Source organism: Ramlibacter sp. MAHUQ-53 (genome assembly GCF_052600055.1).
Map to the genome: position 1 here is coordinate 72396 of NZ_JBQWTS010000009.1, position 22593 is coordinate 94988.

At 72.5% G+C, this 22593-nt stretch carries 12 protein-coding genes; 5 read left to right on the forward strand and 7 right to left on the reverse strand.

Annotated features, from left to right (window positions below; translation table 11 throughout):
- The first annotated feature begins 57 nt into the window (after positions 1-57).
- Positions 58-735 (forward strand): hypothetical protein, encoded by a 678-nt coding sequence (locus ACT80S_RS14310; protein WP_377416912.1) that lies wholly within the window; start codon positions 58-60, stop codon positions 733-735.
- A gap of 15 nt (positions 736-750) precedes the next feature.
- On the opposite strand, the gene ACT80S_RS14315 is transcribed toward ACT80S_RS14310, so the two are convergent.
- Positions 751-2097 carry a phosphatase PAP2 family protein gene (locus ACT80S_RS14315; protein ID WP_377416914.1) on the reverse strand — a complete coding sequence of 449 codons (1347 nt, stop codon included), beginning with the start codon at positions 2095-2097 and terminating at the stop codon, positions 751-753.
- A 121-nt stretch (positions 2098-2218) separates the two neighbouring features.
- Between ACT80S_RS14315 and ACT80S_RS14320 the strand changes: the two genes are divergently transcribed.
- The 4 genes from ACT80S_RS14320 to ACT80S_RS14335 all read left to right on the forward strand — a co-directional run bounded on the left by ACT80S_RS14320 (position 2219) and on the right by ACT80S_RS14335 (position 17181).
- A complete protein-coding gene (locus ACT80S_RS14320) occupies positions 2219-5215 on the forward strand; it encodes a hypothetical protein (protein WP_377416916.1) in 2997 nt (998 codons plus the stop codon).
- Between the two features lie 68 nt (positions 5216-5283).
- Positions 5284-6849 carry a hypothetical protein gene (locus ACT80S_RS14325; RefSeq protein WP_377416918.1) on the forward strand — a complete coding sequence of 522 codons (1566 nt, stop codon included), beginning with the start codon at positions 5284-5286 and terminating at the stop codon, positions 6847-6849.
- Between the two features lie 61 nt (positions 6850-6910).
- Positions 6911-14437, forward strand: coding sequence for an RHS repeat-associated core domain-containing protein (locus ACT80S_RS14330; RefSeq protein WP_377416920.1), 7527 nt, complete (start codon positions 6911-6913; stop codon positions 14435-14437).
- Between the two features lie 1331 nt (positions 14438-15768).
- A complete protein-coding gene (locus tag ACT80S_RS14335; protein WP_377416922.1) occupies positions 15769-17181 on the forward strand; it encodes a tetratricopeptide repeat protein in 1413 nt (470 codons plus the stop codon).
- Between the two features lie 339 nt (positions 17182-17520).
- Here the strand turns inward: ACT80S_RS14335 and ACT80S_RS14340 are convergent, their stop codons facing one another.
- From ACT80S_RS14340 to ACT80S_RS14365, 6 genes are all read right to left on the reverse strand, one after another.
- On the reverse strand, positions 17521-18048 hold the full coding sequence (locus ACT80S_RS14340; RefSeq protein ID WP_377416924.1) for a type II secretion system protein: 528 nt from the start codon (positions 18046-18048) through the stop codon (positions 17521-17523).
- Positions 18035-18412 (reverse strand): type II secretion system protein, encoded by a 378-nt coding sequence (locus tag ACT80S_RS14345; RefSeq protein WP_377416926.1) that lies wholly within the window; start codon positions 18410-18412, stop codon positions 18035-18037. Before ACT80S_RS14345 ends, ACT80S_RS14340 begins: the two co-directional genes overlap by 14 nt.
- 11 nt (positions 18413-18423) lie before the next feature.
- Entirely contained in the window at positions 18424-18891 is a 468-nt protein-coding gene (locus ACT80S_RS14350) for a type II secretion system protein (protein ID WP_377416928.1), read from the reverse strand.
- A gap of 10 nt (positions 18892-18901) precedes the next feature.
- The gene (locus ACT80S_RS14355; protein WP_377416930.1) at positions 18902-21040 is read right to left on the reverse strand and encodes a secretin N-terminal domain-containing protein; all 2139 of its coding nucleotides are present in this window, start codon (positions 21038-21040) and stop codon (positions 18902-18904) included.
- Complete coding sequence (locus tag ACT80S_RS14360) at positions 21040-21855, reverse strand: hypothetical protein (RefSeq protein WP_377416932.1); 816 nt, start codon at positions 21853-21855, stop codon at positions 21040-21042. The genes ACT80S_RS14355 and ACT80S_RS14360 overlap by 1 nt, the downstream gene beginning before the upstream one ends.
- Positions 21856-21986: 131 nt before the next feature.
- Entirely contained in the window at positions 21987-22514 is a 528-nt protein-coding gene (locus ACT80S_RS14365) for a PilN domain-containing protein (protein ID WP_377416934.1), read from the reverse strand.
- Positions 22515-22593 lie beyond the last annotated feature (79 nt).

Below are 22593 nucleotides of genomic sequence, written 5' to 3' on the forward strand. Positions count from 1 at the left end.
GGGGCGCTGGACGAACGCGGTCGCCGGCGGGCGGGCGCGGTGCTAGCGTCCCGTGCCATGTACCCGCCCCGCCCGCGTCGCGGCCTGGCCGCCTCCGGGGCCTCCCTGGCCGCCCCTGCCACTTTCGCTGCCCTCGCGCTCCTGGCCGCGTCGGCGTCGGCCAGGGCCTGCACGCTCGTTCCGCTGTCCTGGCCGGCCGCTGGGCAGGTCCTGGACGAGCCGCGGCCCACGCTGCGCTGGGACGGCGAGGCCGGCGCCAGCCACCGGGTCCAGATCGCCCTCGTGCTGCCGGAGTCGCGCCTGCTCGCCTCGCACGACGTGCAGGTGGCGGGCACGCGGTGGACGCTGCCCGCCGACCTGCCGGCGGAACGGGCCGCGGTGAAGGTGGTCGTCAGCCGCGGCTGCCCGTCACTGCAGGCGCAGGACCTGCACGCCCGGGGACCGGCCTTCTTCATCGACCTGCGCGCCGCCTGCTCGCTGCCGGCCGGTGCCTTGCGCCAGGACGGCACGCGCGTCGCCTGGCCGGCGGTGCCCGGGGCGCAGGCGTACCAGGTGCGGCTGTTCGCGCCCGCAGGCCAGGCCGCGCAGGTGGAGGACACGATGGTCCTGGTCTCGCAGGCGCGGGTGACCGAGCCTGCGTTCACCGCGGACCGGCCGGCGGCGGGCACGGTGGCCACGGTGCAGCCGCTGTGCGGCGGCCGGCCGGGCGGCGTGGCCTCGCAGGTCCTGCGCTAGGCCGGACGCTCGGGGCTAGGCCGGACGCTCGGGGCTTGCGAAACCCGCAAGCGCCGCCTGGCCCGGCGCGCCCGGTGCGGCGGGCCCGCGCAGCGCGGCGAGCACGTCCTGCGCCACCGATTGCCCCAGCCGCAGGCCCTCGTCGTTGTCGCTGCGGAAGTGGATGCCGCCCCACAGGCGCGACATCGCCGCCTCCTGCGCCATGGCGGCGAAGGCTGCGCGCCGCTGCGGCAGGAAGTGGCCCAGGACCCCGGCTGCCGCCGCCGACACCGTGGCATGCCCCGACACGTAGGCTGGAAAGCCGGGCGTGACCAGCAGCGGCTCGAAGCCCGGGTCCAGGTCGCGCCGCACGGCGGTGATCGGGCGCTCGCTCCAGTCGCGGACCTTGACGCGCCAGCAGTCGATGAAGGCGTCGTGCATGGCCACCGCCACGGCGGTGACCCCGCGCAGCAGGAGGGCCGTGCCCTCGGCGGGTGTGGGCGCCTGCGCCGCGGCCTCGCCCAGGGCCTCGAGCGTGTGCTGCATCCAGACGCCCGCCGGGGTGACCGAGCCTGCCTCCAGGTGCCAGGCATGCGCGGCCCGGCGCTGGCCGTCGTCCAGCGCCCGGGCCGCGTCCAGCACCTCCTGCGCCTCCTGCCGGTGGCGCGCGCTGCCCGGCCGGGGCGGCGGCGGCGGGTCATGGCGGCCTGCCGATGGCTGGACCCAGGGGCGCCACTGGCCCGCCAGTCCCTCCGCCGGGTTGGCGGCATACAGCGGCCAGGTGGGCTGCCACGCGCCCAGGAAGTCTGCGGGCCGCTGCCGCGGCGGCCAGGACCGGCCGGCGCCGTCGCGCAGGCTGCGGGCGACCAGCGCCTCGCCCACCTCATTGCCCACGGCCGCTGCGGCCGCGCGGGCTTCGTCCGGCAGCGTGAGCGCGTCGGCCAGGTGCGCGCGGTGGGCCTCGAACACGCCGGCTGTCTCATTGGGATAGAGCTGCGCCATCACGCGGGCAGCCGCCTGGTGGGCCGCCAGCTCGCCGGCCGCACCGGCCCCGGGCCAGGTACGCGAGGCGTGGGCCCAGGCGTCGTGCAGCGCGACCTGCACGTGGGCGAGCGCGCGCGCGGCGCGCAGCGGGTTCTGCTGGTACTTGACCACCAGGCGCAGGACCAGGCGGGGCCAGTGCGCCAGGTGCGCCGGGGCGCCGGCTGCCAGGGCGGGCGTCGGGGGCGGTGCGGACGGCGCCTGGACCTCGCGTGCGAACCAGGGCGAGGCCGGTGCTGCGGGTGTCGCCGGCGCGGGGCCGGCGTGCGCCAGGCCGCGCCAGGCGACGCTGCTTCCCAGCAGCAACACGCTGCGGCGACTCAGCAGGAATACGTTCGTCATGAGGAGCGGTTCGGTGATGAAGAAGCGGTTGTTTTTAATACGAAAGCATTGATAGATTCCGCCCCCATCGGCAACGGCCAGCCAATCGGCACGGCGCGTTGCCCCACACCAGGGAGATGCCGTGCCGCGCACGACCAGGGGGAAATCGGGTTCGTTCCACGCGTGGGTCCGGCGGGCTGGCGCGGGCATCGCCGTCCTCCTGTTCCTCCTGGCGGGGCCGGGGCTGTCCGCGGCGCGCGCCGGCCAGGAGCGCTACGACTACGACCCGCTGGGCCGCCTGGTGCGCCACACCGATGCCGCCGGCCTCGTCACCGACTATGTGTATGACCCGGCGGGCAACATCCTTTCTGTGCGTCGCGCCGGCGCCGGGGCGCAGGCACCGGTGCTCGAGTCCGTCACGCCCTCGGTGGTGCGGCGCGGCGAGACACGGTCGCTGGTCCTGTCGGGCCAGCGGCTGCTGGTGGGCACGCTGCGCGCGGGCGACCCCGGGCTGGTGCTGTCGAACCTGCGGCAGTCCGCCACGCAGCTGCGGACCGACCTCGCCGTCAGTGCCGTCGTGCCGCTCGGTCCGCAGGCCCTGACCTTCTCCAGCGCGCAGGGCACCTCGTCGATCCCGCTGACCGTCGGCCCGTCCCTGCCCGTGCTCTCGGTGGAGCCCAGCCCGCTGGCCCTGCCGCCGGACAACGCGCCGCATTCCGTGGCCCTGCGGCTGACGGCGCCGGACGTGGTCGACCACGAGATCACCGTCGCCAGTTCGGACGCCTCCCGGGTCTCGGTGCCTGCGGCGCGCGTCACCCTCCCCGCCGGGCAGACCACCGCGCTCATGCAGGTGGTGCCGCGCGCCAACGGCTTCGCCACCCTCACGCTCACCTCGGCGCTGCTCGCGCCGGCCTCGCTGCCGGTGTTCGTCACGGCGGATTTCCGTGGCGTGAACACCAGCCACGCCCGGGCCGTGCAGGTGCAGGTCGGGCCAGCCGGCCAAGCCGCGCAGGTCGCCGCGGCAGGCACCTTCACCGCGCCGCGCGTGGGCCTCGTGCGCGGGCCGGTGCTGACGCGCATGGCGCCGCAGGCCATGGCGGTCGGTAGCGTGGCCACGCTCACGCTCGAGGGGCAGTCCCTGCCGCCGGACCTGAGGGTATCCGTCATGCCGGCAGCCGGTCTCTCCGTGTCGGCCGCACCGCCGGCATCGAACCGTTGGGAGCTCGCCGTCACCTCCCGGGCGGATGCGGCGACCGGGCCGCGGCGCCTGGTCGTGACGACGGCCGCAGGACAGCCCGTGCCCTTCGCCGATCCGAACCAGGCGATCCTCCTTCTGACCACGGGCCAACCCCGGATCGACTCCATCGAGCCGCTGTTCGCGGTCCCGGGCCAGCGCGTGCAGCTTCTGGTGCGCGGAGCGCATCTGCAAGAGGGACAGCTCCTGCTGCAACCTGGCGTGGATCTCGCGGTGGATGCACAGCCCGTCCGCAACGCCGACGGACGTGAGCTCATTGCCCAGGTACAGGTCGATCCTCTGGCGCAGCCGGGGGCGCGCACCGTGCAGGTCGCCACCCCCTCGGGTACGAGCGACCCGGCCGCGGCCAGCGCCAACCAGTTCACCATCGTGCGCGAGGTCAGGCAGGGCATCTCGCCCATTGCCTCGCCAGTCGTGGGCGTGCGGTTCGGAAGCGGTGACGCCGGTGCGGGGCCTACGGTTGCATCGACCTGGCTCGCGTCCCCGGTGGGTGTGAGCCTTGGGGCGGGCGCTGGGCGGGTCTTGCCGGCCACGGGCGTCCTGGGGACTTCGCTGGTGCTCGAGGTGTCGGGTGCCGGGCTGCAGGCCGTGACACGGGCCGAGCTGCGGCCGGGGGCCGGCCTGGCGCTGGGAACACCCCAGGCCAGTGCCGATGGCACGCGCCTGTCGCTGCCGCTTTCGGTAGCGGCCGATGCCCCTCGCACGCCAAGCCGCCTGGTTCTGTCCACCGCTTCCGGCAACCTCAAGTTCGCTGTTCCCGGGGGGGACCAGTTCCTCGTCGTCGCACCCGCCCCCGCGCTGGTCGCCGTGAAGCCGCAGGTGGTGGTGGCTGGCCAGTCGGCGTCGGTGCACCTGCGGGGCGTGAACTTCTCCGACGTGCAGGGGGTTCGCATCGAGCCCCCGGGGGGCTTGGTGCCCGCGCCTCCCTTCGTGGCGAGCGCGGACGGCACCGAGTTGACGTTCCAGTTGCAGGTCGCGGCCGGGGCGGCACCAGGCGAGCGCGTCGTCATCGTGCAGGCGGCTGGCGGCGAGTCCCCCGCGGCGCCGCAGCCCGCGAACACGTTCCAGGTGGCGACCAAGGCCGGGCCCTTGCGTGACGCGATCTCGGCCCCCCCGGTGGGCGTGCGGCGGGGAATGGTCAGCGCGCCGGCCTCCGAGCCTCGCGCCGCACATGCGCCCCACGTGGGGGTGTCCTTCAACCTGCCCGTCGCGTCGGTCGAAGAGCCGAGGGCCGCCAGAGCTGCGGCCGTGGGCGTCCTCGTCGGTACCGCGTTGACCGGGATGCAGCCGCGCAGCCCGGCTGGCTTCGAGACGGGGAGCTCGGGCGTCCTCACGCTCACGGGCGTCGGACTCGACCGCGTGACCGCGGCCCGCGTCGCCGGTCCTGACGGGATGACCCTCGGGACGCCCGTCGCCAGTGCTGACGGCACCTCGCTGTCGCTGCCCGTCCGTGTCGCGGGGTCCGCGCCGTCGGGGCTGTACGGCATCCGTGTGCTCTCGGGCACCGGTACCGCGGCGCAAGGTGTGACCGCGGTCGGGCGCAACGACATGCTGGTCAGCGTGGGTGCGCCGCCCACTGCCATCCACTCGGTTGAGCCCATCGTGCTGGAGCCGGGCAAGACCTACACCTTCACCGTACGTGGCCAGGGCCTGAAGGACGTCTACGAAGTCCTCGCCGAGCCTGCGCAGGGGCTGCGCTTCGGCATCGCGTTCACCGCACCGGCCTGGAGCGCCACGGAGCTGGGCGAGTTGCTCCGTGTGCAGCTCACCGTGGCGGCCGATGCGCCTATCGGTCAACGCGTCATCCGCCTGCGGACCCCGGGGGCACTCACCAGTCATGAGCCGACGCCTGCGGTCAGCGTCGAGGTGGTCTCTCCCCAATAGCCATAAGCGACGAGACGCTGAACGCCCCGATCACCCTGTCCAACATCCATTGCCCCAAGGAGGAACCCATGACACTGCCCGCTGCCCTGTCCATTGCGAGCCGCCGCGTCTGGCCGCTGGCGCTGGTTGCCGCGTCCCTTTCTGCCCCGTCGCATGCGTTCGACAGTGGGAGCACGGGCGCTGACGGCGCGCTCGCGCCAACCGTCAACACCGAGATCCAGCTGCCGCCCTCGGGTGTCCTGAACTACACCTCGATCAACATCCCCCAAGGCGTGACCGTGAAGTTCAAGAGGAATACCCTGAACACACCCGTCTACCTGCTGGTGTCGGGGAACGCGACGGTCGCTGGGTTCCTGGACCTTCGGGGCGAGGATGCCAAGGACTCGGGCACTTATGGTTCGGGCGTCCTGGGGGATGACGGCCTGCCAGGGGCCGGCGGCCCCGGGGGGTATGACGGAGGTCGGGGTGGACGCGATGACGCGTCCATGCGCCCCGAGATCATCCGCGGCGGCGCAGGCCTGGGACCCGGGGGCGGTCTCGGAGGGCTGGAGGGTGAGGCGGAGTGCGGCAAGAGCGATCGGGGCTACCAACGGTGGGTGGGGCAGGGGGCCTCGCACGCGACCCACGGCGGTTCGAACAACAATACCGCCTGCAGTACGTACTACTACGGCTATCCCCCCTTTGCGTTCCAGCCGAAGCCGTACGGGTCCGCCCTCCTGCAGCCGCTGCTCGGAGGCTCCGGCGGGGGAGGCGGACGCGGTGGCTCCAATTACCCGGGCGCCGGGGGCGGTGGTGGCGGCGGAGCCCTGCTGCTGGCCGCCTCCGGAACGATCACGATCGCGGCCAGCGGGGTGATCGATGTGACGGGGGGCGATGGCGGGGCTGCCAGTGGCGTCGGAGCCGGCGGGCTGGGTGGAGGAGGCTCGGCGGGGGCGATCCGCCTTGTTGCCACCACGATCACGGGCGGCGGCACGCTGCTGGCCAATGGGGGGTGCATCCATGACAGCAACCGCCGGCGTCAGTACTGCATGGACACCGGCAGCTTCAACAACTATGGCGGTGCCCCCGGGCGGATTCGCCTGGAGGCTGAAGCGGTGACCTTCAACGGGTTATCGGGCCCCGCTTACAGCGCCGACCAGCCCGGTCCCGTCTTCCTCTCGAGCATTCCCTCGCTGCGCATCGAGACCGTCGCCGGTGTGGCCGTGCCACCAGTCCCCAACGGCACGACCGACGTCGCGCTCGCCGCCGACACCCCCAACCCCGTCACGGTCACCTTCAAGACCACCAACGTCCCGACCGGCAACACGGTGCTCCTGCGAGTGGTCCCCGCCTACGGCAACCCCATCGAGGCCCTCAGCCCCGCCATCTCCGGCACGGCCAGCGAGGGCCAGGCCAGCGTCTCGGTCAACCTGCCGCAGGGCCCCAGCGTGCTGCAGGCCACCACCACCTACACCGTCGTGGTCGCCATGGGCGAGGCGCTCTCGCGCTTTGCCGGCAACGAGCGTGTCGAGAAGGTGGAACTGATCGCCAGCCTCGGCGCGACGGGCGAGCCCCAGGCGCGCCTGATCACCGTCAGCGGCAAGGTGCACACCGTGCCGGCCTCGGTGCTGGCCCAGGTCGGCGTGGCCGGCTGACCCGCCGCACCACGGCGGCCCCGCAACCCACACGGACAGGCGCGACATGATCGGTGCAGCCTTGGATCTCCTTCGCCGGTGCGCGGGCGCCTGGCGCGCGCGGGTGCCCGTCATGCGCCGGCTGCACCTCGCGGGCCTGCTCCTGGTGGCCGCCGGCCTGCCCGCGCAGGCCGTGCCCCACGGGCCCCAGGCGCCCGAGCTGTTCGACCTGCAGCCGGGGACGCTGGTCGTGCGCGAGGGGCAGTCGGGCCTGCTCCAGGTCACCCTGGCGGCCTGGTCGGGGCGGCCGGGTGTCCTGCATGTGGACAGCAGCCCGCCGCAGGTCGTCGAGGTGCCGGCCCAGGTCCGCTTCACCAAGGCCGATCGCCGCATCAGCATCCCGGTGAAGGCCTTGCGCACGGGGACGGCCTCCCTCACGGTCAGGCTGGCCCACCAGTCGCTGGTGTCGCGCGTGAGCGTGCTGCCGATGCCGCCGCGGGTCATCGGGATCGAGCCCGCCCGCGCCACGCTGCGCGAAGGCGCCGGCAGCGAGTTCCGCGTGCGCATCGCGCCGCGCCCGCCGGCCGAGACGCTGGTGGTGGAGTTGAGAAGCTCCGACCCGGCCCGCCTGGCCGTGCCCGCCGCCGTCGAGGTGCTGCCCGGGCAGGACACCGCCACCTTCACGGCCCAGGCCCTGCGCGCCGGCCCGGTGCAGGTCGTCGCGCAGATGCGCACCGCAGCGGCCTCGTCGCAGGCGACCGCGCAGGTGCAGGTGGTGCCCCTGCCGCCGGTGGTGGCGGGCCTGCTGCCCGGCACCCTGACCCTGCAACCGGAGGCGGGCGCCCGGCTCACGGTGCGGCTGTCGGCCGCACAGGCCGCGGACACGGTGGTCACCTTGTCGTCCGAGCCGTCCGGGGTGATCGAAGGCCCCGCCTCCGTGGTGGTGCCGGCCGGCCAGTCCGAGGCCGCCTTCGAGGTCCGGGGCCGCGCCACCGGCAACGTGGCCGTGCAGGCCGCCCTCGGCGAGTCCCGTGTCCTGGCGCGTGTGCAGGTCATGCCGGTGCCGGTCACCGTGGCCAGCCTCGAGCCTGCGGCGAGCAGCCTCGCCGTGGGTACCGAGGCGGCCCTGCGGGTAGGCCTGTCGGCGGCGCCCGCGCAGGAGACCCGCCTGCACCTGTCCGCCACGCCGGCGGGCATCGTCCAGGTCCCGGCGCAGGTCGTGTTCGCGCCGGGGCAGTCCACGGCCATCGTGCCCGTCACCGCGCTGTCGGCCGGCGAAGCCGAGGTGACGGCCGAACGCCCCGGCCCGGACGGGCCCAGCCAGCGCCGCACCCACCTCACGGTGGGCCCGCCGCGGCCCGTGTCCCTCGCCTCGCTCACGCCCGCCCTGGGGCAGGTGCAGCAGGGGGCGGCGGCCTTCCTGCTTCTGCGGCTGTCGGCCGCGCAGCCGCAACCGGTGGCCGTGGCCCTGTCGGTGCAGGACCCGGCGGTCGTTCGCGTGCCGGCCTCGGTCACCGTCCCCGCGGGCCAGCTCGAGCTGCGCGTGCCGGTCCTGGCCCTCGCCCCCGAGGCCAGCCGCGTCATGGCCAGCGTGCCCGGCTCCGACCTGTCTGCCACGGTCCGCGTCGTGCCGTCGCCGCCCCAGGTCGCGGCCCTGCAGCCTTCGGTGCAGGAGCTGCCCCGGGGCCGGCTCGGCCGCTTGCGGCTGCAACTCGACCGCGCCCCCCGCGCCGACACCGTGGTGGCGATCGGCAATGCCCAGCCCTCGGTCCTCGAGGCGCCCGCGCAGGTCACGGTGCCGGCCGGCGAGTCCGAGGTCGAGGTGCCGGTCCTGGCGCGGCAGGAGGGCCGTGCCGAGCTCTCGGCCTCGCTGGAGGGAGCCCTGGTGCGCGCAAGCGTCCAGGTCGTTCCCCCGGAGCTCGTCTCGCTGGCTGTCCGGCCGCAGGAGCCGTCCCTCGCGCCCGGCCAGCGCCTGCCGCTGCAGGCCATCGGCACCTACTCCGATGCCGGCACGCGTGACGTGACGGGCGAGGCCGCCACCACCTGGCGCGCCGCGCCGGCCAGCGTGGCGCAGGTCGATCCCGGCGGGCAGGTCACCGGCCTGCAGGCCGGGCAGGCCACGGTCAGCGCGAGCCAGGCGGTGTCACCGACCTGGAGCCAGCCCCAGCCGGACCCGGTGGTGGGGCAGGCCCGGGCGACCGTGGGGCCGGCCGCGCCCCTGGCGATGGCCACCGGCCGCACCCGGCTCACCGTCGGCGAAACGGCCACCGTGAGCATCACCACGCCGTACCCGGCCGGCGCCGCCGCCTACCCGATCCAGCTCGATGCAAGCGGCAGCGGCACGCTGCAGTTCTCCGCAGCGGCGAGCGTGGGGCCCGGCCTCACCAGCGTCAGCATCCCGGTGCGCGCGATGGCCGCCGGCACGGTGACGCTGCAGGCGCGCGGCGCGCCATTCGCGCCCGCCCAGTTGGCCTTCACCATCGAGCCGGCCGCGCCGACCGGCCCCGCCATCCGCAGCGTGGTCCCCGATCGCGCGGCGCCCGGCGCCCGGGTCACGCTGGAGGGCAACGCCTTCGCCAGCCCGGCGAGCGCCAATGCCGTCGCCTTCGCCGGCAACGTGCCCGCCACGGTCCTCTCCGGCTCGGGGGAGCAGCTGGTCGTCGAGGTGCCCGGCGCCGCGCAGTCGGGCCCCATCACCGTCACCCACGCGCTTGGCACGGCGAGCAGCCCGGTGTTCACCGTCCTGCGCGAGCAGGACTTCGAGCTGCAGGCCAGCCCCTCGCAGCTGCAGCTGGTGCAGGGCGCCAATGCGCAGGTGGCGCTGGCCCTGGCGAGCCAGGGCACCCGGGCCTACGAAGGCCTGGCCCGTCTGAGCGTGACGGGCCTGCCGGCGGGGGTGACGGCCCGATTCGAGCCGCCGATGCTCAGTGCCTTCCAGTCCGGCCGCCTGGTGCTGGAGGCCGGGCGCGGTGCGGCGGTGGGCGCGGCCACCGTCACCGTGCGAGCCGAGGCCACGCTGGATGGCGTGCCCTGGAGCCGGGAAGGCCGGGTCCAGGTGCAGACCGTGGCGGGCGCGGGGCTCACCGGGGTCAAGGGGCGCTTCGTCACGCCCGAGGGCGTGGGCGTGGCCGGCGTGATCGTGCGCCAGGACACGACCACGCAGCAGGTCGTGAGCGACGCGGCGGGCAACTTCCTCATCACCGGGCTTCCCGCGGGGGTCACCACCCTGCGCTTCGACGCCACGCCGGCCCACGCCCTGTACCCCATCTGGCCCTACAACGTCACGCTCGCCGCCGGCGAGCTGCTCACGGTGTCCGACTGGGTCCTCCACCCGCCGCCGCCGAACGAGCGCTTCAAGCCCATCGACAACGCCACGCGCGACCAGGCCATCACCGACGAGCGCTACCCCGGCTTTGCCGTGGTACTCCCGGCGGGCGTGAGCATCACCGGCTGGGATGGCGTGAAGAAGACCCGCATCGCCGTCGAGCGGCTCACGCCGGACCGGCTGCCAGTGGGCGCGCCTCCTTTCCCGATGAAGGAGGCCTACCAGCTGTACTTCGGCACGCCCATGGGCGGCATCCCCAGCGCGCCGATCCCGGTGCAGCTGCCCAACGTGGCCGAGCGCGAGCCCGGCGAGAAGGTCGACATCTGGTGGTTCGACGGCAGCCCCATGGGCGGCACCGGCGAGTGGAAGAAGGCCGGCACCGGCACGGTGAGCGAGGACGGGCGCACCGTGCGCAGCGACCCGGGGGTGGGCCTGCCGCGGTTTTGCGGGGTGTGCGGTCTTGTGTCCCTCAGCTGCCCGCCGCCGCCGCAACCGCCGCAGCCGCCCCCGACCTGCCCGACGCCGAGCGCCGGCAACCCGGTGGACCTCTTCACCGGGCAGGAGCTGGCGTCCGTGGGCGGCCTGTCCTGTGGCGGCGTCTCCCCGGTCGAGACCTCGCTGGCCTTCAACCCGGTGGATGCGTTCAACAACCGCGCCGGAACCGTGGCCAGCTTCGGCCTCGGCTGGACCTTCGGCCATGACGTGAGCTTCCTTCCCTTCGACGGACCGCAGAAGCGCCTGGTCCTGCCGGGCGGCCGCCTCGTCAACCTGGTCGACGACGGGTCCGGCACCTACCGCCCGGCGGACAACCCGCTGCTGACCGGTACCTTCGCGCGCAGCCTGGGGTCGGGGACGTGGGAGGTGGTCAGGCCCGATGGCACGCGCTGGCAGTTCGAGCCGTTCCCAGGCATCAGCGGCTTGATCCGCGGCGGGCCGCCTCTGTTCCTGACGAAGCAGACCGATGCCAACGGCAACATCACGCAGGTGGCGCGGCAGAACAATGGCCGCATCCAGTCGATCACCGCGCCCGAGAAGCGGGGCATCACCTTCACCTACGGCAGCAACGGCTTCGTCCGCGAGATGGCGGACCACACGGGTCGGCGCCAGCGGTTCGACTACACGGCCAGCCACCGGATCCAGCGCGTCACGGACGCGCTGGGCCGGGAGACGGTGTTCAGCTACTGGCAGCCCCCGGTCTACCGGAACACCTATGCGGGGTGCAGCGCCGTGGATGCCAGCGGCAACTGCACGCGTTGGTTCTCGCAGACGATCACCGCCTGCGAGGGGGAGCTTCCCCAGGGCTTCGAGGGCATCGCATCGATCCGGTACCCCACCTCGTCGACGCCCACGGTCAACACCTACGGCACGGACCGGATCGTCCGGCAGGTGACGTCCCAGGGCCAGGACTGGCGGTTCAGTTACCGCCGCGTCGGTGCCTGCGTGGCCCGGATCATCGAGCCCCCCCGGTCCAGTGGCGGCACCACCGAATCCTTCCTCTCCACCTGCCGCGCCGGGCAGCCGCTGCCGGGCGGTGGGACCTGCCCGGAGGTAGAGAGCGCGCAGACCCTGGAGGCCGGCTGGCGCTTCTTCGGCGGCGTCAATGTCGAGACCCGCGTGACCACGCCCGATGGCCAGCAACGCGTCTACCGGTTCAATGCCCGCGGCATGCCGACGGAGGTCACCGATGAAAGCGGGCAGACCACGCGTCACTTCTATGACGCAAGGCAGCAGCGGGTCAAGTCCATCGACCCGCTGGGCCGCGAGACGCAGACCGACCATGACGACCTGGGCCGCGCGGTCCGGATCGTCGATCCGCTCGGGCGGTCATTGCAGCGAAGCTACGACGCCTCGTCGACACGGCTCGCCGGCTCGACACGGTTCCTGCTGGGCGTTCCCAGCGTGCAGGCGGGCCAGCAGGTCAGCTACACGCCGGTGAGAGACAGCCTGGCGTACGACGCCAAGGGCAACCTGGCGTCGTGGACCGACGCGACCGGCCTGGTCACGCGCTGGGCTTTTGACAGCCGCGGCCTGCTCCAGCGACTGACATTGCCCGTGCGTGCCGATGCCGCTCAAGTGCCCGTGATGGTTGCGGGTGCGCCGTCCACGATGCCGGCCACGGCGCGCCTGCTCACCTCCACCTACACCCCGGAGGGCGACCTGGCCACGCTCACGGATGCCCTCGGCCACGAGACGCGGATCGTGAGCGATGCGCTCGGCCGCGTGGCGACCGTCACCGACCCGCTGGGTTACACGAGCCGCCAGCAGTACGACGCGGCAGACCATCCGACCCTGTCGTCCGATGCCCTGGGCCAGGACACGCGCCTTGTCTACGACGCGGCGGGCCGCCTGACCGGTGTCGTCAACCAGGCCGGGGTCACGATCGAAGCCTATGCCTACGATGCGAACGGTCGCCTCGAGCGCAGCACGGACGCCTTGGGTCTGGTCACGCGCTTCGAGTACGACGCCGCCGGCCGCACCGTGGCTGTCACGGACCCCAAGGGCCAGGTGACTCGCCTCGCCTATGACGCGCGCGGCGCGCTCGCGCAGGTCGAGAAGGCCGACCGCACCATGGTGTTCCAGCACGATGCGGCAGGGCGGCTGGCGCAGGTGCGTGACGGCGGCACCGTCACGAGCTGGCGGTACGACGCGGCCGACCGCGTGGTCCAGGTGGACACCACCACGGCCGCTGGCTCGCACCGACTGGGGTATGCCTACGACAGCCTCGACCGCGTGACGCGCCGCACCCTCAGCGGCACGGGCATCGCACAGCCCGAGACCACCGACTACGCCTGGGACCTGGCCGGGCGGCTGCTCTCGCACACCACGACCCTGGGAGGCCAGTCGCACACCACCCGCTACAAGTACGACGTCGCCGGACGCCTCGCCGCGCGCAAGGTGCAGGCCGGCGAGCAACTGGATGCCGTCACCCAGCGCTATGGGTGGGACGCCACGGACCGCCTGGCGCAGATCCGCTACCTGCGCAACGAAGGCACGGCGGGCGAGCAGCTGATCGAGCAGATCGACTACGGCTACGACGCCAACGGCCGGCGCACGGTACGCGCCTCGGTCAAAAACTACGGCGTGGGGTTGAGCGACACGCCGATGGAGGCCACGTACGACGCGGGCAACCGCATGACGGCAGTGACGCTGGAGATCGGCGGGGCGAAGAAGTCCTACAGCCTGGGCCATGACGCGAACGGCAACCTGGTCGCCAAGCAGAACACCGCGGACGCGGCCGACAAGACGACCTACCGCTGGGATGCCGACAACCGCTTGGTGGGCCTGAGCCAGCCGGGCGTGGAGTCCAGCTTCAGCTACGACGCCTTCGGACGCCGCATCCAGGCCAGCATCACCCGAGCGGGCCAGCCGACGTCGACGGTGCAGTACCTGTACGAGGGCCAGCAGTCACTGGGCGAGATCCGAGACGGCCGCCTGAGCCATCGGCTGCTCACGGGCTTGCGCCTCGATGAGGGTATCGCGCGGCTGGCGCTGGATTCGAATGGAAAGCCCAGCGCTGAAGGCGGGCGCGTGCTTCTCACCGATGCACTGAACAGCGTGATCGCGGAGTTGAGGGCGGAGGCGGGGGCGGGGCTTGGCAATACGTACGCCTACAGCCCGTACGGAGAGACTGCCGTACGGGGGAACCACGATGCAGGCAATCCGGTCCAGTACACGGGGCGGGAGAATGATGGGACGGGGGTGTATTACTACCGAGCGAGGTATTACGACCCGGTGATTGGCAGGTTTGTCCAAAGTGATCCGATTGGACTCGCCGGTGGCATCAACACGTATGAATATGTCGGAGGCAGCCCGACGAGCCGAACTGATCCGATGGGGCTGCGGTGCAACGGGAGCGGCTGTTGGACTACTCCGGCGGAATCAGCGCTAGCCATGACCGGAAATTACGCTGCCTACTACCAAGCTGCTTGCGCGGGGGGCGATTCATACGCCTGTTTTGCCGGGCACGTTGCTGCGAATGACAACTTTGCAGGCGCTCTGGCGAATGGCCGCCTTGAGGGCGCACTTGATAAGTTGGAAATGCAAAAGAGTGTGTGCCTCAGCAGGGAAAAGGTCATGAATGACATACGGCAGCAGCTCGCGAAGGCCTACGCCAACATGCTTCCCCAGAGTCAAAGCGCTGCAGCCTTCCCTACAGCAGATGGAGTTGCCGCCTTTCATTGGCAAGTGTTTGGAGAGTATGGCCTGCCGCCTTCAACGTTTGGCGGGACTCCATTTGGAACAACGCCCGTGCTGCCTGGCTATTGGTGCCCCAACTGCAAGTAATGAGACGACGATGCTTCAGTGGAGGCGGGCGATCACATGAAGCAAGTAATGAGGTGCGTTCTTGGTATGGGGGCAGGAGTCGGCGTGTGTGCCCTCGTCGGCTTCTTGTCGGCCATCCCCTACATGGCCGCCATCAGCTTTCCGTACGTCCCATCCATGGCTGAAGCTGGCAGCGCGCTTGCGTTTGTCGGCACTGTCGTGGCGGCCGTGGCGGCAATGGCGGGGCTGGCTCTGTTCATCGCAGTTGGCATACCGCTCCATTTGATCCTTGTTCGACTCGGGAGGGCGAAGGTAGGGTCGTATGCGTTTGGCGGGTTCGGTACGTCTTTGCTATTTTGCGTGGCGTTGATATACGCGGTACACGCGAACTGGTTGAGCCTTGGGAGGTCAGATTTGACGCTGGCCGTTGCTGTTGCCCTGCTGTGCGGCCCACTTGCGGAGGTGTCATTCTGGAAGGTCGTTCGACCAGACCGGCATGTTCCGCGCCTGCCCTGAACCCCATCCCTTTAGTGGAATCAGGTCTTGCATCAACGCGAAAGACGACCTACCGCTGGGATGCCGACAACCGCTTGGTGGGCGTGAGCCAGCCCGGGCTGGAGGCGAGCTTCAGCTATGACGCCTCAGGTCATTCGTGGCTGTCGGTGCAGAGGTCAGTGTTCCGACTGTCGCCGTTGGAGTGGGGACAAAGATTCGAAGCGGTAACGCGTTGACTACGAAACTGGGGGGCGATTACTTTGAAACGAGTCTTCGCCAATTCGGTCTCGGATCGATGCGTGCGAAAGTGGGTCTCATGATAGCCATGGACGTCGAATTTGGCGGTTACATGAGCCTCGGCTCACTTTGTCTTTGCAAGTGAAAAAAGTGACCTCCAAGTGGCCCTTCAAAGGGCTCGTCGTCGCGACGGTACTCCTCCTGATTTGGGCCGGGATCCGATATTTCGATCGAACGCAAGAAAGCGCCCGACGCTTCCTTGTGAGTGAACCCCGGATCACGGACCAGCTCGGCTCGGTTCAGGATGTCATCCTTTACAAGCTACGGTACGTCCAGCCTGAGGGAGCCAGGCACGGTTGTTTCGCCGAATACTATTTTTTTGTGATCGGTGAAGCACGGGCGATCTTGAATCTTCGGGTCCTTGCGTGCGGCCCTCGAGAGGCGCCGCAATTTCGCATCGAAGAGCGCTAGCGAATGCAGAGAGCGAGATTCGGGGGCACGCATCCCCGCGCCGCCCGTTCGCGTGAAGCTTCAAGCCGCTTGCGCTTCTTTCGATCGCCGCCCGGATCTCCCTTCCTAGACTGCGGCGTCGGCCGAAGCGGCAACTCAAAGGGAGAACCATGGTGGAGAGACTGATTCGCAAGGCGATTGCCATCGGGTGGCTCGCCTGCAGCGGCCTGGCCATGGCGGGAGGCGGCGCCACCATGAGCCTGCACAGCCTTCTGGCCGAGGGGCGATATGCCGAGATCGAAGCGCTTCTCGCTCCCCTGGTCCAGCGGTCGGCCACGGACCCCACCGTCCACCCGGCCCTCGACGACATGACGCGCCAGCTCACGCGCGCCCGCCCGGTGAGTGCCGCGCCCCTGAATCGGTGGGTGTCCGCCTCGGACACCGGCCTGTCGCGCCTGGTGCGGGGCCGGTTCTTCGTCTGGAGGGCGTGGAAGGCGCGGGGCACCCAAGTCGCTGCCGAGACTTCGCAAGCATCCTTCGATCGCTTCCACCAGCTATTGGACGACGCCCGCAGGGACTTCGAGATCGCCCAACGCAAGCTGGGTCCCCAGTGCGACCCGTGCCATGCGGGCGTTCTCACGGCCTGGCTGGCCGGCGGTGAGAGAGCCCTCGCGGCCCGTCACATCGATGCCGCGCTGATGGACATGGGCGGAGGCATCTTGACCCCGCAGGTCTACCTGGGCTTCCTGTTTCCGCGCTGGAGTGGGCCGCTCGGCGACCCGGACCGGTTCGTCGCCCAGTTCACCCGCGACTTCCCTCGCAGCCCCGCGATTCCACTCCTCCAGGCCGCCTTGCTGGTCGAACGTGGCGAGGCGCTGGGACGGGCCGGGAGCCCGCAGCAGGCTCGCCCGCTGCTCGAAGAGGCGGTGCGCCTGAACCCTCACGACGCGCGGGGGTGGAGCGAGCTGGTCGGCGTTGCCGTTGCATTGAACGACCCCGCGCTGCTCCTGCAGGCTTCCGATCGTGCCATGGTCTTGAGTCCGGATGAGGTGCGCCCGCTCGATGCACGTGCCTACGCACTCTTGCAAGGGCCTCGCCCTTTGGAGGCCGTCCCGTTCCTGGAGCGCGCGGTGGAGCTGGGCAGCAGTTGGGCGCTTGAACGCCTGATGCCGATCGTCACGTCGGGCGCCCTCGGGTTCAAGCCGGACCGTGCTCGCGCTGAGGCCATCTGCCGAAGCGCAATCGACGCTGGCCTTCCCGCGGGCTTCGCTTGCATGGGAGGGCTGCACTTCTTCGGCATCGGCCAGCCCGCGGACAAGGCCCAGGCGTTCCAGTGGTTCGTCGAGGCGGCGCAGCGGGGTGTCGTCTCTTCGATGACTGACGTGGGGATCATGCTGGCTCGCGGCGAAGGCGTGCGGGTCGACCGCGAAGAGGCGATCCGCTGGTGGTTGCGCGCCTACCGCGGAGGCGATCGACGCGCCGAGGGGCACCTGCGGGGGAACCTGTCGGCGCCCGCCTATGCCTGGAAAGTCACGGTGCCCGACTTCTTCGAGCGCGTCTGGCGCCGCATCGGGATGTCTTGACGGGGGAGGGGCGAGGGTCAGGTCGTGCATCAGCGCAGCCGATGCTGAAACGTCGCCGGGCGAAGTCGTATTCAACGCTCTTGTCGCGTCGATGCAAGACCCCTGCGTCCCCAGATCCGCTCGCGCAGCCGGGCGCCGTCATACCGCCGATGGACCTCGATCGGATTCCCGCCGTTGCGCTCCCGCGCAGCCGGCCCACAGTGCCCAGATGATCCACAGGTTCCGGCGCTTCGCCATGGCGTCCCCTCTGTTCGGAAGTCGTTTGCGTGCGAGGTCGTGTCGCGTCGAAGCGCGATTGGACGGCCGACCCCGGGGAATCGCGCAGGCCGTTGGGGCATTTCATTTTTCCGCCCGTCCCATTTCGGGCGCGCGTGATCCCGGCGCCCTCGCGAGGCGCAGCCCGAACCGCCATTCCCGGTAGCTCTGGGCCTCTTCGCCATCCGGCGCCTCGCTGCAGATCGGCCGTCCCGGCGCGAGGCTGTAGACCGCCACGATGAAGCCCTGCGCGTCGCGCTCCAGGCCCCAGTCAGGACGCCCGGTCAGCGGGTCCGCGTAGACCTGCCGCAGGTGCCGCCGGATCCCCGGTGCGCGCGGGTCCCGCAGCAGCTCCCCGAGGCTGCGGGGACCTCGCGCGCCCGCGGGGGCCGGCCCCGCCGCGGCAACGCCTGCATAGCTGCGCAGGGCCCGCTCGAACTCCGCGCCGACCGTGAGGAGCTGCTGCTCCGCGTCCCGTCGCATCGCGGTCGCGCCCAGTTGCAGACCCGCACTCGCGGCGACCGAGAGCACGGCAATGGCCAGGAGCAGGAACAGGTAGGCCAGGCCATGGGGCCGCCGGCGCGGCCTGTCACCCGGCCTACCACTCGGCATAGGGTCTCCCGTCGCGGCCCGCGCCGGGCGCGCTGCTGCGCAGGTCGTACACCTCGCCGTCGAGGCCGTCCGGGGGCGGCACCAGGGTCCAGCCCGTGGCGCTGCCGGTGACAGGGTCCACCGGCAGGCTGCGCAGGTAGCGCCGGTCCACCAGCTCCTGCAGCGAGTCGGGGTAGCGGCCGGTGTCGCCGTAAAACCGGTCGATCACCTCGCGCGTGCCGCGCAGGTTGTCGCGCAGCACGGCCTCCCGGGCCGCATCGACCTGCCCCCAGTAGCGGGGCGCCACCAGGGCCGCCAGCGTGCCGATGATGGCCAGCACCACCAGCAGCTCGATGAGGGTGAGTCCGCGGCGTCGGCTCGCCATCCTGCGCCCCCTCACCACTGCGCCAGCGGCACGCCGTTGAGGCCGGTCAGGCGCGAGCGGGTGCGCACGTCGTAGACGTCGTCGCCCGGCTGCGGGTCGTCCGGATCGCTGGCGTAGGCGCGCAGCGCCCAGGTGGCGGCGGCGTCCACCGACGGGTCGTCGTGGAACGGGTCGCGGGGAACGCGGCGCAGGAAGTGGAGCGTGCGCCGCTTCGGGTCGCGCTGGTCCTCGACGCCGTCGGCCAGCGCCTGCAGGCTCGGCGGGTAGCCGCTGCTGCCGATGTCGCGGCGGATGCGGCCCTCGTCGCTGGCGCGCTTGTAGGCGTCGAGGGCGGCCCGGAGCTCGCGCAGCGCGAGGCGCAGCTCCTGCTCGCGGGTGCGCTGCACCTGCACCTGCGCGAGCGGCACGACCTGCAGTGCCAGCACCGCCAGGATGGCCAGCGTGACCAGCAGTTCGACGAGGGTGAATCCGCGCGCCATGGGCTGGTCTTCAAGGCGCCGGCGCGTCCAGGCGCAGCATGTGGGGCGGCGGCAGGCCCGGGAGCAGGGGGGCCGCCTGCGCGCCGAGGGGGGCGGCATTGAGCACCTGGACCCGCGTGGTCCCGCCAGCGGCGCTGAGCACCCGCCACTGCACGCTGGCCAGCACGCCGGGTGCGGGCGCATCCGGACCCGGCGGCACGGTGCTGGCTCCGCCCAGGTGGACCTGCCCCGCCGGGTCGACCCGGCTGGTGAACCCCGAGGCGGTACCGCCCTGGCGCAGGAAGTCGCCCGCGGTGACGGCCACCACTTGCAGCACCCGCGGGTCGAACCCCAGCGTGACCGGCAGGCTGGCGACCGGGGCCTCGGCGCGGGCCAGCAGCTTCAGCGTGACCAGGTCGCCCGCCCGGGCGTTCGGCGGGCCCTCCCAGGCCAGGGTGGCGCCGGCGGCGGCCGGGGCCCGGCCTGCGGGGTCGGCGGGCTCGTCGCGCGAGCCGGCGGGCGTCGGCGTGGCCGTGGCCGTGGCCGCAGCTGCCTGCGCGGCGGCCGGGGCGGGCAGCCGCGGGGCTGCCGCCGCGGCGAGCGGCGTGGCGGCCAGGCTCGTCTCCGTGCCGGTGTCGAACTCGAGCAGCCCCGGCCCCGGCTGCCGCACGTTGCGCACCACGCGCGGCGTGATGGACAGCACGATCTCGGTCTTGCTGCGGTCGTCGGACTGGCTGCCGAAGAGGCGCCCGAGCAGGGGGATGTCGCCCAGGCCCGGCACCTTGCTGGCGCTGCGGCGGTCCTCGTCGTTGATCAGGCCGGCGAGCACCTGGTTCTCGCCGTCCCTCAGGCGCAGCACGGTCTGCGCGGTGCGCGTGCCGATCTGGTAGGCGAGCGAGCCGGACTTGGTCAGGAGCTGGCCGATGATGCTGCTCACCTCCAGGGCCACCTTGATCGCCACCTCGCCGTCGGGGTAGACGGTGGGCTCGACGTCGAGCTTGAGGCCCACGTCCACGTAGGTGACCGACTCCGAGATGAAGCCGGTGGCGGTGGACGTGGTGGTGATGTTCGGCACCCGCTCGCCGATCAGGACCTTGGCCTTCTCGCGGTTGCGGGCGCGGATGCGCGGGTTCGCGAGGAGGTTCGCGTCGGCCTCGGTGCCGCGCGCCACGATCGTGGTGGCACCCACCGTCGCGCCGATGCGCCCGCCCTGGAGGTGGCGCAGGTCGTCGAGCGTGAGCGGGGCGCCGGGCGTGCCGGCCAGGGGAGCGAGGCCCAGCTGGTCGGGCCAGCGCACGCCGAGGTCCACCAGGCGCGAACGCTTGACCTCCAGGATCTCGACTTCGAGCATCACCTCCGGCTCGGGCACGTCGTGCAGCGCCACGAGCTTTTCCGCCAGCCTGATGGCCGGCGCGCTGTCTCGCACGATCAGCAGGTTCAGCTTGTCGTCGACGACCACGTCGCGCGACTTCAGCAGCGACTTGAGCGTGTTGCCCACGGTCTTGGCCTCGGCATGCGCGAGGTAGAAGCTGCGCACCACCAGGGGCTGGTAGTCCTTCTGCTTGGCCGGCGTGTTCGGGTAGACCAGGACGGTGTTGGCGTCGAGCACGCGCTGCTCCAGCTGGTGGGTCAGGAGCAGCAGGGAGACGGCCTGCTCGATGGTCGAATTGCGCAGGAAGAGGGAGGCCTTCTGGTCGGTGCGGACGTCGCGGTCGAACAGGAAGTTCAGGCCCGAGGTGCGGGCGATGAGGTCGAACACGCTGCGCAGGGGTGCCTCCCGGAACTCGAGGGTGATCGGCTTGCGGTAGGCCTCGGCCAGGGCCGCGGGCGGGCCCGCGGGCGCCGCGGCGGCGTCGGCCCGGGCGAGCCAGGCGTCGGCCTCGCGCTGGCGGGCCTGGGCGCGGGTGCGCTCGGCGGCCAGCCGCTCCTCCTGGGCGATGCGCTCGCGGGCCTGCAGCAGCGTGGCGCGGTAGGGGACGGACCGCGGCTCCAGCCGCGCCGCCTGCTCGAGGTGGGGCAGGGCCTCGCGCGGGCGGCCCTGGCGCACCAGGTCGCGGCCCTCGCGGAAGGCCTGGTCGGCGGCGCATCCCGCGAGCAGGGCGGCAGCGGCGAGGGCCGCGGCGCGGCACGCCAGGGCTGCGCGCGCCCGAGGCAGGGGCGGAAGGTGCATCAGCGGTCGTCTCCGATGGTCAGTGACTGGGCCTGCCCCAGCGGCAGGTAGGTGAGGGCGAGCTGCGGCGGCGCGATGCGATCGACGCGCCACTGGCCGTCCACCACTTCGCCCTCGCGCAGCACCAGGGTGCGCTCGTCGCGCAGCACGAAGACCTCCCAGCGGCCGTCCTCCAGCTTCTTGCCCAGGAAGGCGAAGGGCAGGGGCGGGGCGGCGGGCGCGGCGGGCGCCGCCACCGGCAGGGGCGTGGGCGGCGGGGCCCAGCTGCGGGCGGCGAAGAGGTCGCGCGGCGCGGGGGCATCCGCCGCGGGCAGCAGCACCTGCCGCGGCACGAGGGCGGCGACCGGGCCGGGCAGCCAGAGGGACCAGCGCAGGCGGGCCTCGAGTTCGTCGGCGCCGACCGACTCGCGGCGCATCGAGACCTGGTCCAGGCTGGCGGTGGGCAGCGCGCGCAGCACCGCCTCGATGTACTCGCGCAGCTGCGGGTAACGGGCACGCACCGGCTGGGAGACCTGCCACTGCACCAGCGGCACGCCCGGCACGGCGCGGCGCTGGTAGTCGGCGCGCGCCAGCTGCACCTGGGCCGCCTCGGCCCGGGCGGCGAGGGTCCGCAACTGGGCCTGCGGCTCGGGCGCGGCGGCGAGCAGCGCCTGCAGGTCCTGCGGACCGCTGGCCTCCTGGGGTGGCAGGTGCCCGGCGGCGGGCCTCCGGGCGAGGCGGATCGCGTGGTCCCGGCGGGCCTGGGCCTCGGCCTCGGCCAGGGCCGCCTGCCCCGGGGGCAGGACCTGCCACTGCAGCAGCAACGCGGCAGCCACCAGGAGCGCCGCGAGTGGCCAGGCTGGCCCGTACCGCCAGAGTGCGACCTGGGCCCGGGTGCGCCACGCCTGCAGCAACGGGCGCGGGGCGCGCCAAGGGCGCAGCGGACGCGATGGCCGCACGAGCCGCGTCATCGGGCGGCCCCGGGGCGCAGGGCCACGTCCAGCGTCAGGCGCACCGGCCGCTGCGGCTCCTGCTCGCGGGTCTCGTGGCGTACCAGCGTGACCTCGCCGAAGCCGGGCGCCGCGCGCAGGGCGCCGGCGTAGGCCAGCAGGGCGTCGAGGGAGCGGGCCTCGGCCTGCAGGCGCACGAGGGCCTGCGCGCCATCGGGCTCGATGCCCACCAGGGCGACGTTGGCCGGCGCCAGCCGCTGCAGCGCGTCGAGCAGGGTGGGCCAGGGCGTGTTCAGCGGGCGCAGGGCGCGGCTCCAGGCCTCGGCGGCCTGCCGGCCCAGGGGTGCGGCGGCGGGGCTTCGGCCGGGCGCCGCCGCTGGCCGGGGCGCGGCCTCGGCGAGGGCCTCGCGGGCCGCCCGCAGGCGGTCCCGCAGCATCCAGGCCTCGCCGGCGGACCACGTGAAGAGGGCTGCAGCCAGCGCCACGGCCAGCGCCTCGCGCCGGCGCGGCGGGCGCTCCCCGAAGCGCAGGTCCACCGGGCGCATGCGAGCGCCCGGGGCGCCCGGGGCGCCGTGGGTGCCGGGTGCGGTGGGTGCGGTGGGTGCGGTGGGTGCGGTGGGTGCG

Coding starts and splice junctions, on each gene's coding strand:
- ACT80S_RS14310 (WP_377416912.1), top strand. CDS start 58: ATGTACCCGCCCCGCCCGCGTCGCGGCCTGGCCGCCTCCGGGGCCTCC.
- ACT80S_RS14315 (WP_377416914.1), bottom strand. CDS start 2,097: ATGACGAACGTATTCCTGCTGAGTCGCCGCAGCGTGTTGCTGCTGGGA.
- ACT80S_RS14325 (WP_377416918.1), top strand. CDS start 5,284: ATGACACTGCCCGCTGCCCTGTCCATTGCGAGCCGCCGCGTCTGGCCG.
- ACT80S_RS14335 (WP_377416922.1), top strand. CDS start 15,769: ATGGTGGAGAGACTGATTCGCAAGGCGATTGCCATCGGGTGGCTCGCC.
- ACT80S_RS14340 (WP_377416924.1), bottom strand. CDS start 18,048: ATGCCGAGTGGTAGGCCGGGTGACAGGCCGCGCCGGCGGCCCCATGGC.
- ACT80S_RS14345 (WP_377416926.1), bottom strand. CDS start 18,412: ATGGCGAGCCGACGCCGCGGACTCACCCTCATCGAGCTGCTGGTGGTG.
- ACT80S_RS14350 (WP_377416928.1), bottom strand. CDS start 18,891: ATGGCGCGCGGATTCACCCTCGTCGAACTGCTGGTCACGCTGGCCATC.
- ACT80S_RS14355 (WP_377416930.1), bottom strand. CDS start 21,040: ATGCACCTTCCGCCCCTGCCTCGGGCGCGCGCAGCCCTGGCGTGCCGC.
- ACT80S_RS14365 (WP_377416934.1), bottom strand. CDS start 22,514: ATGCGCCCGGTGGACCTGCGCTTCGGGGAGCGCCCGCCGCGCCGGCGC.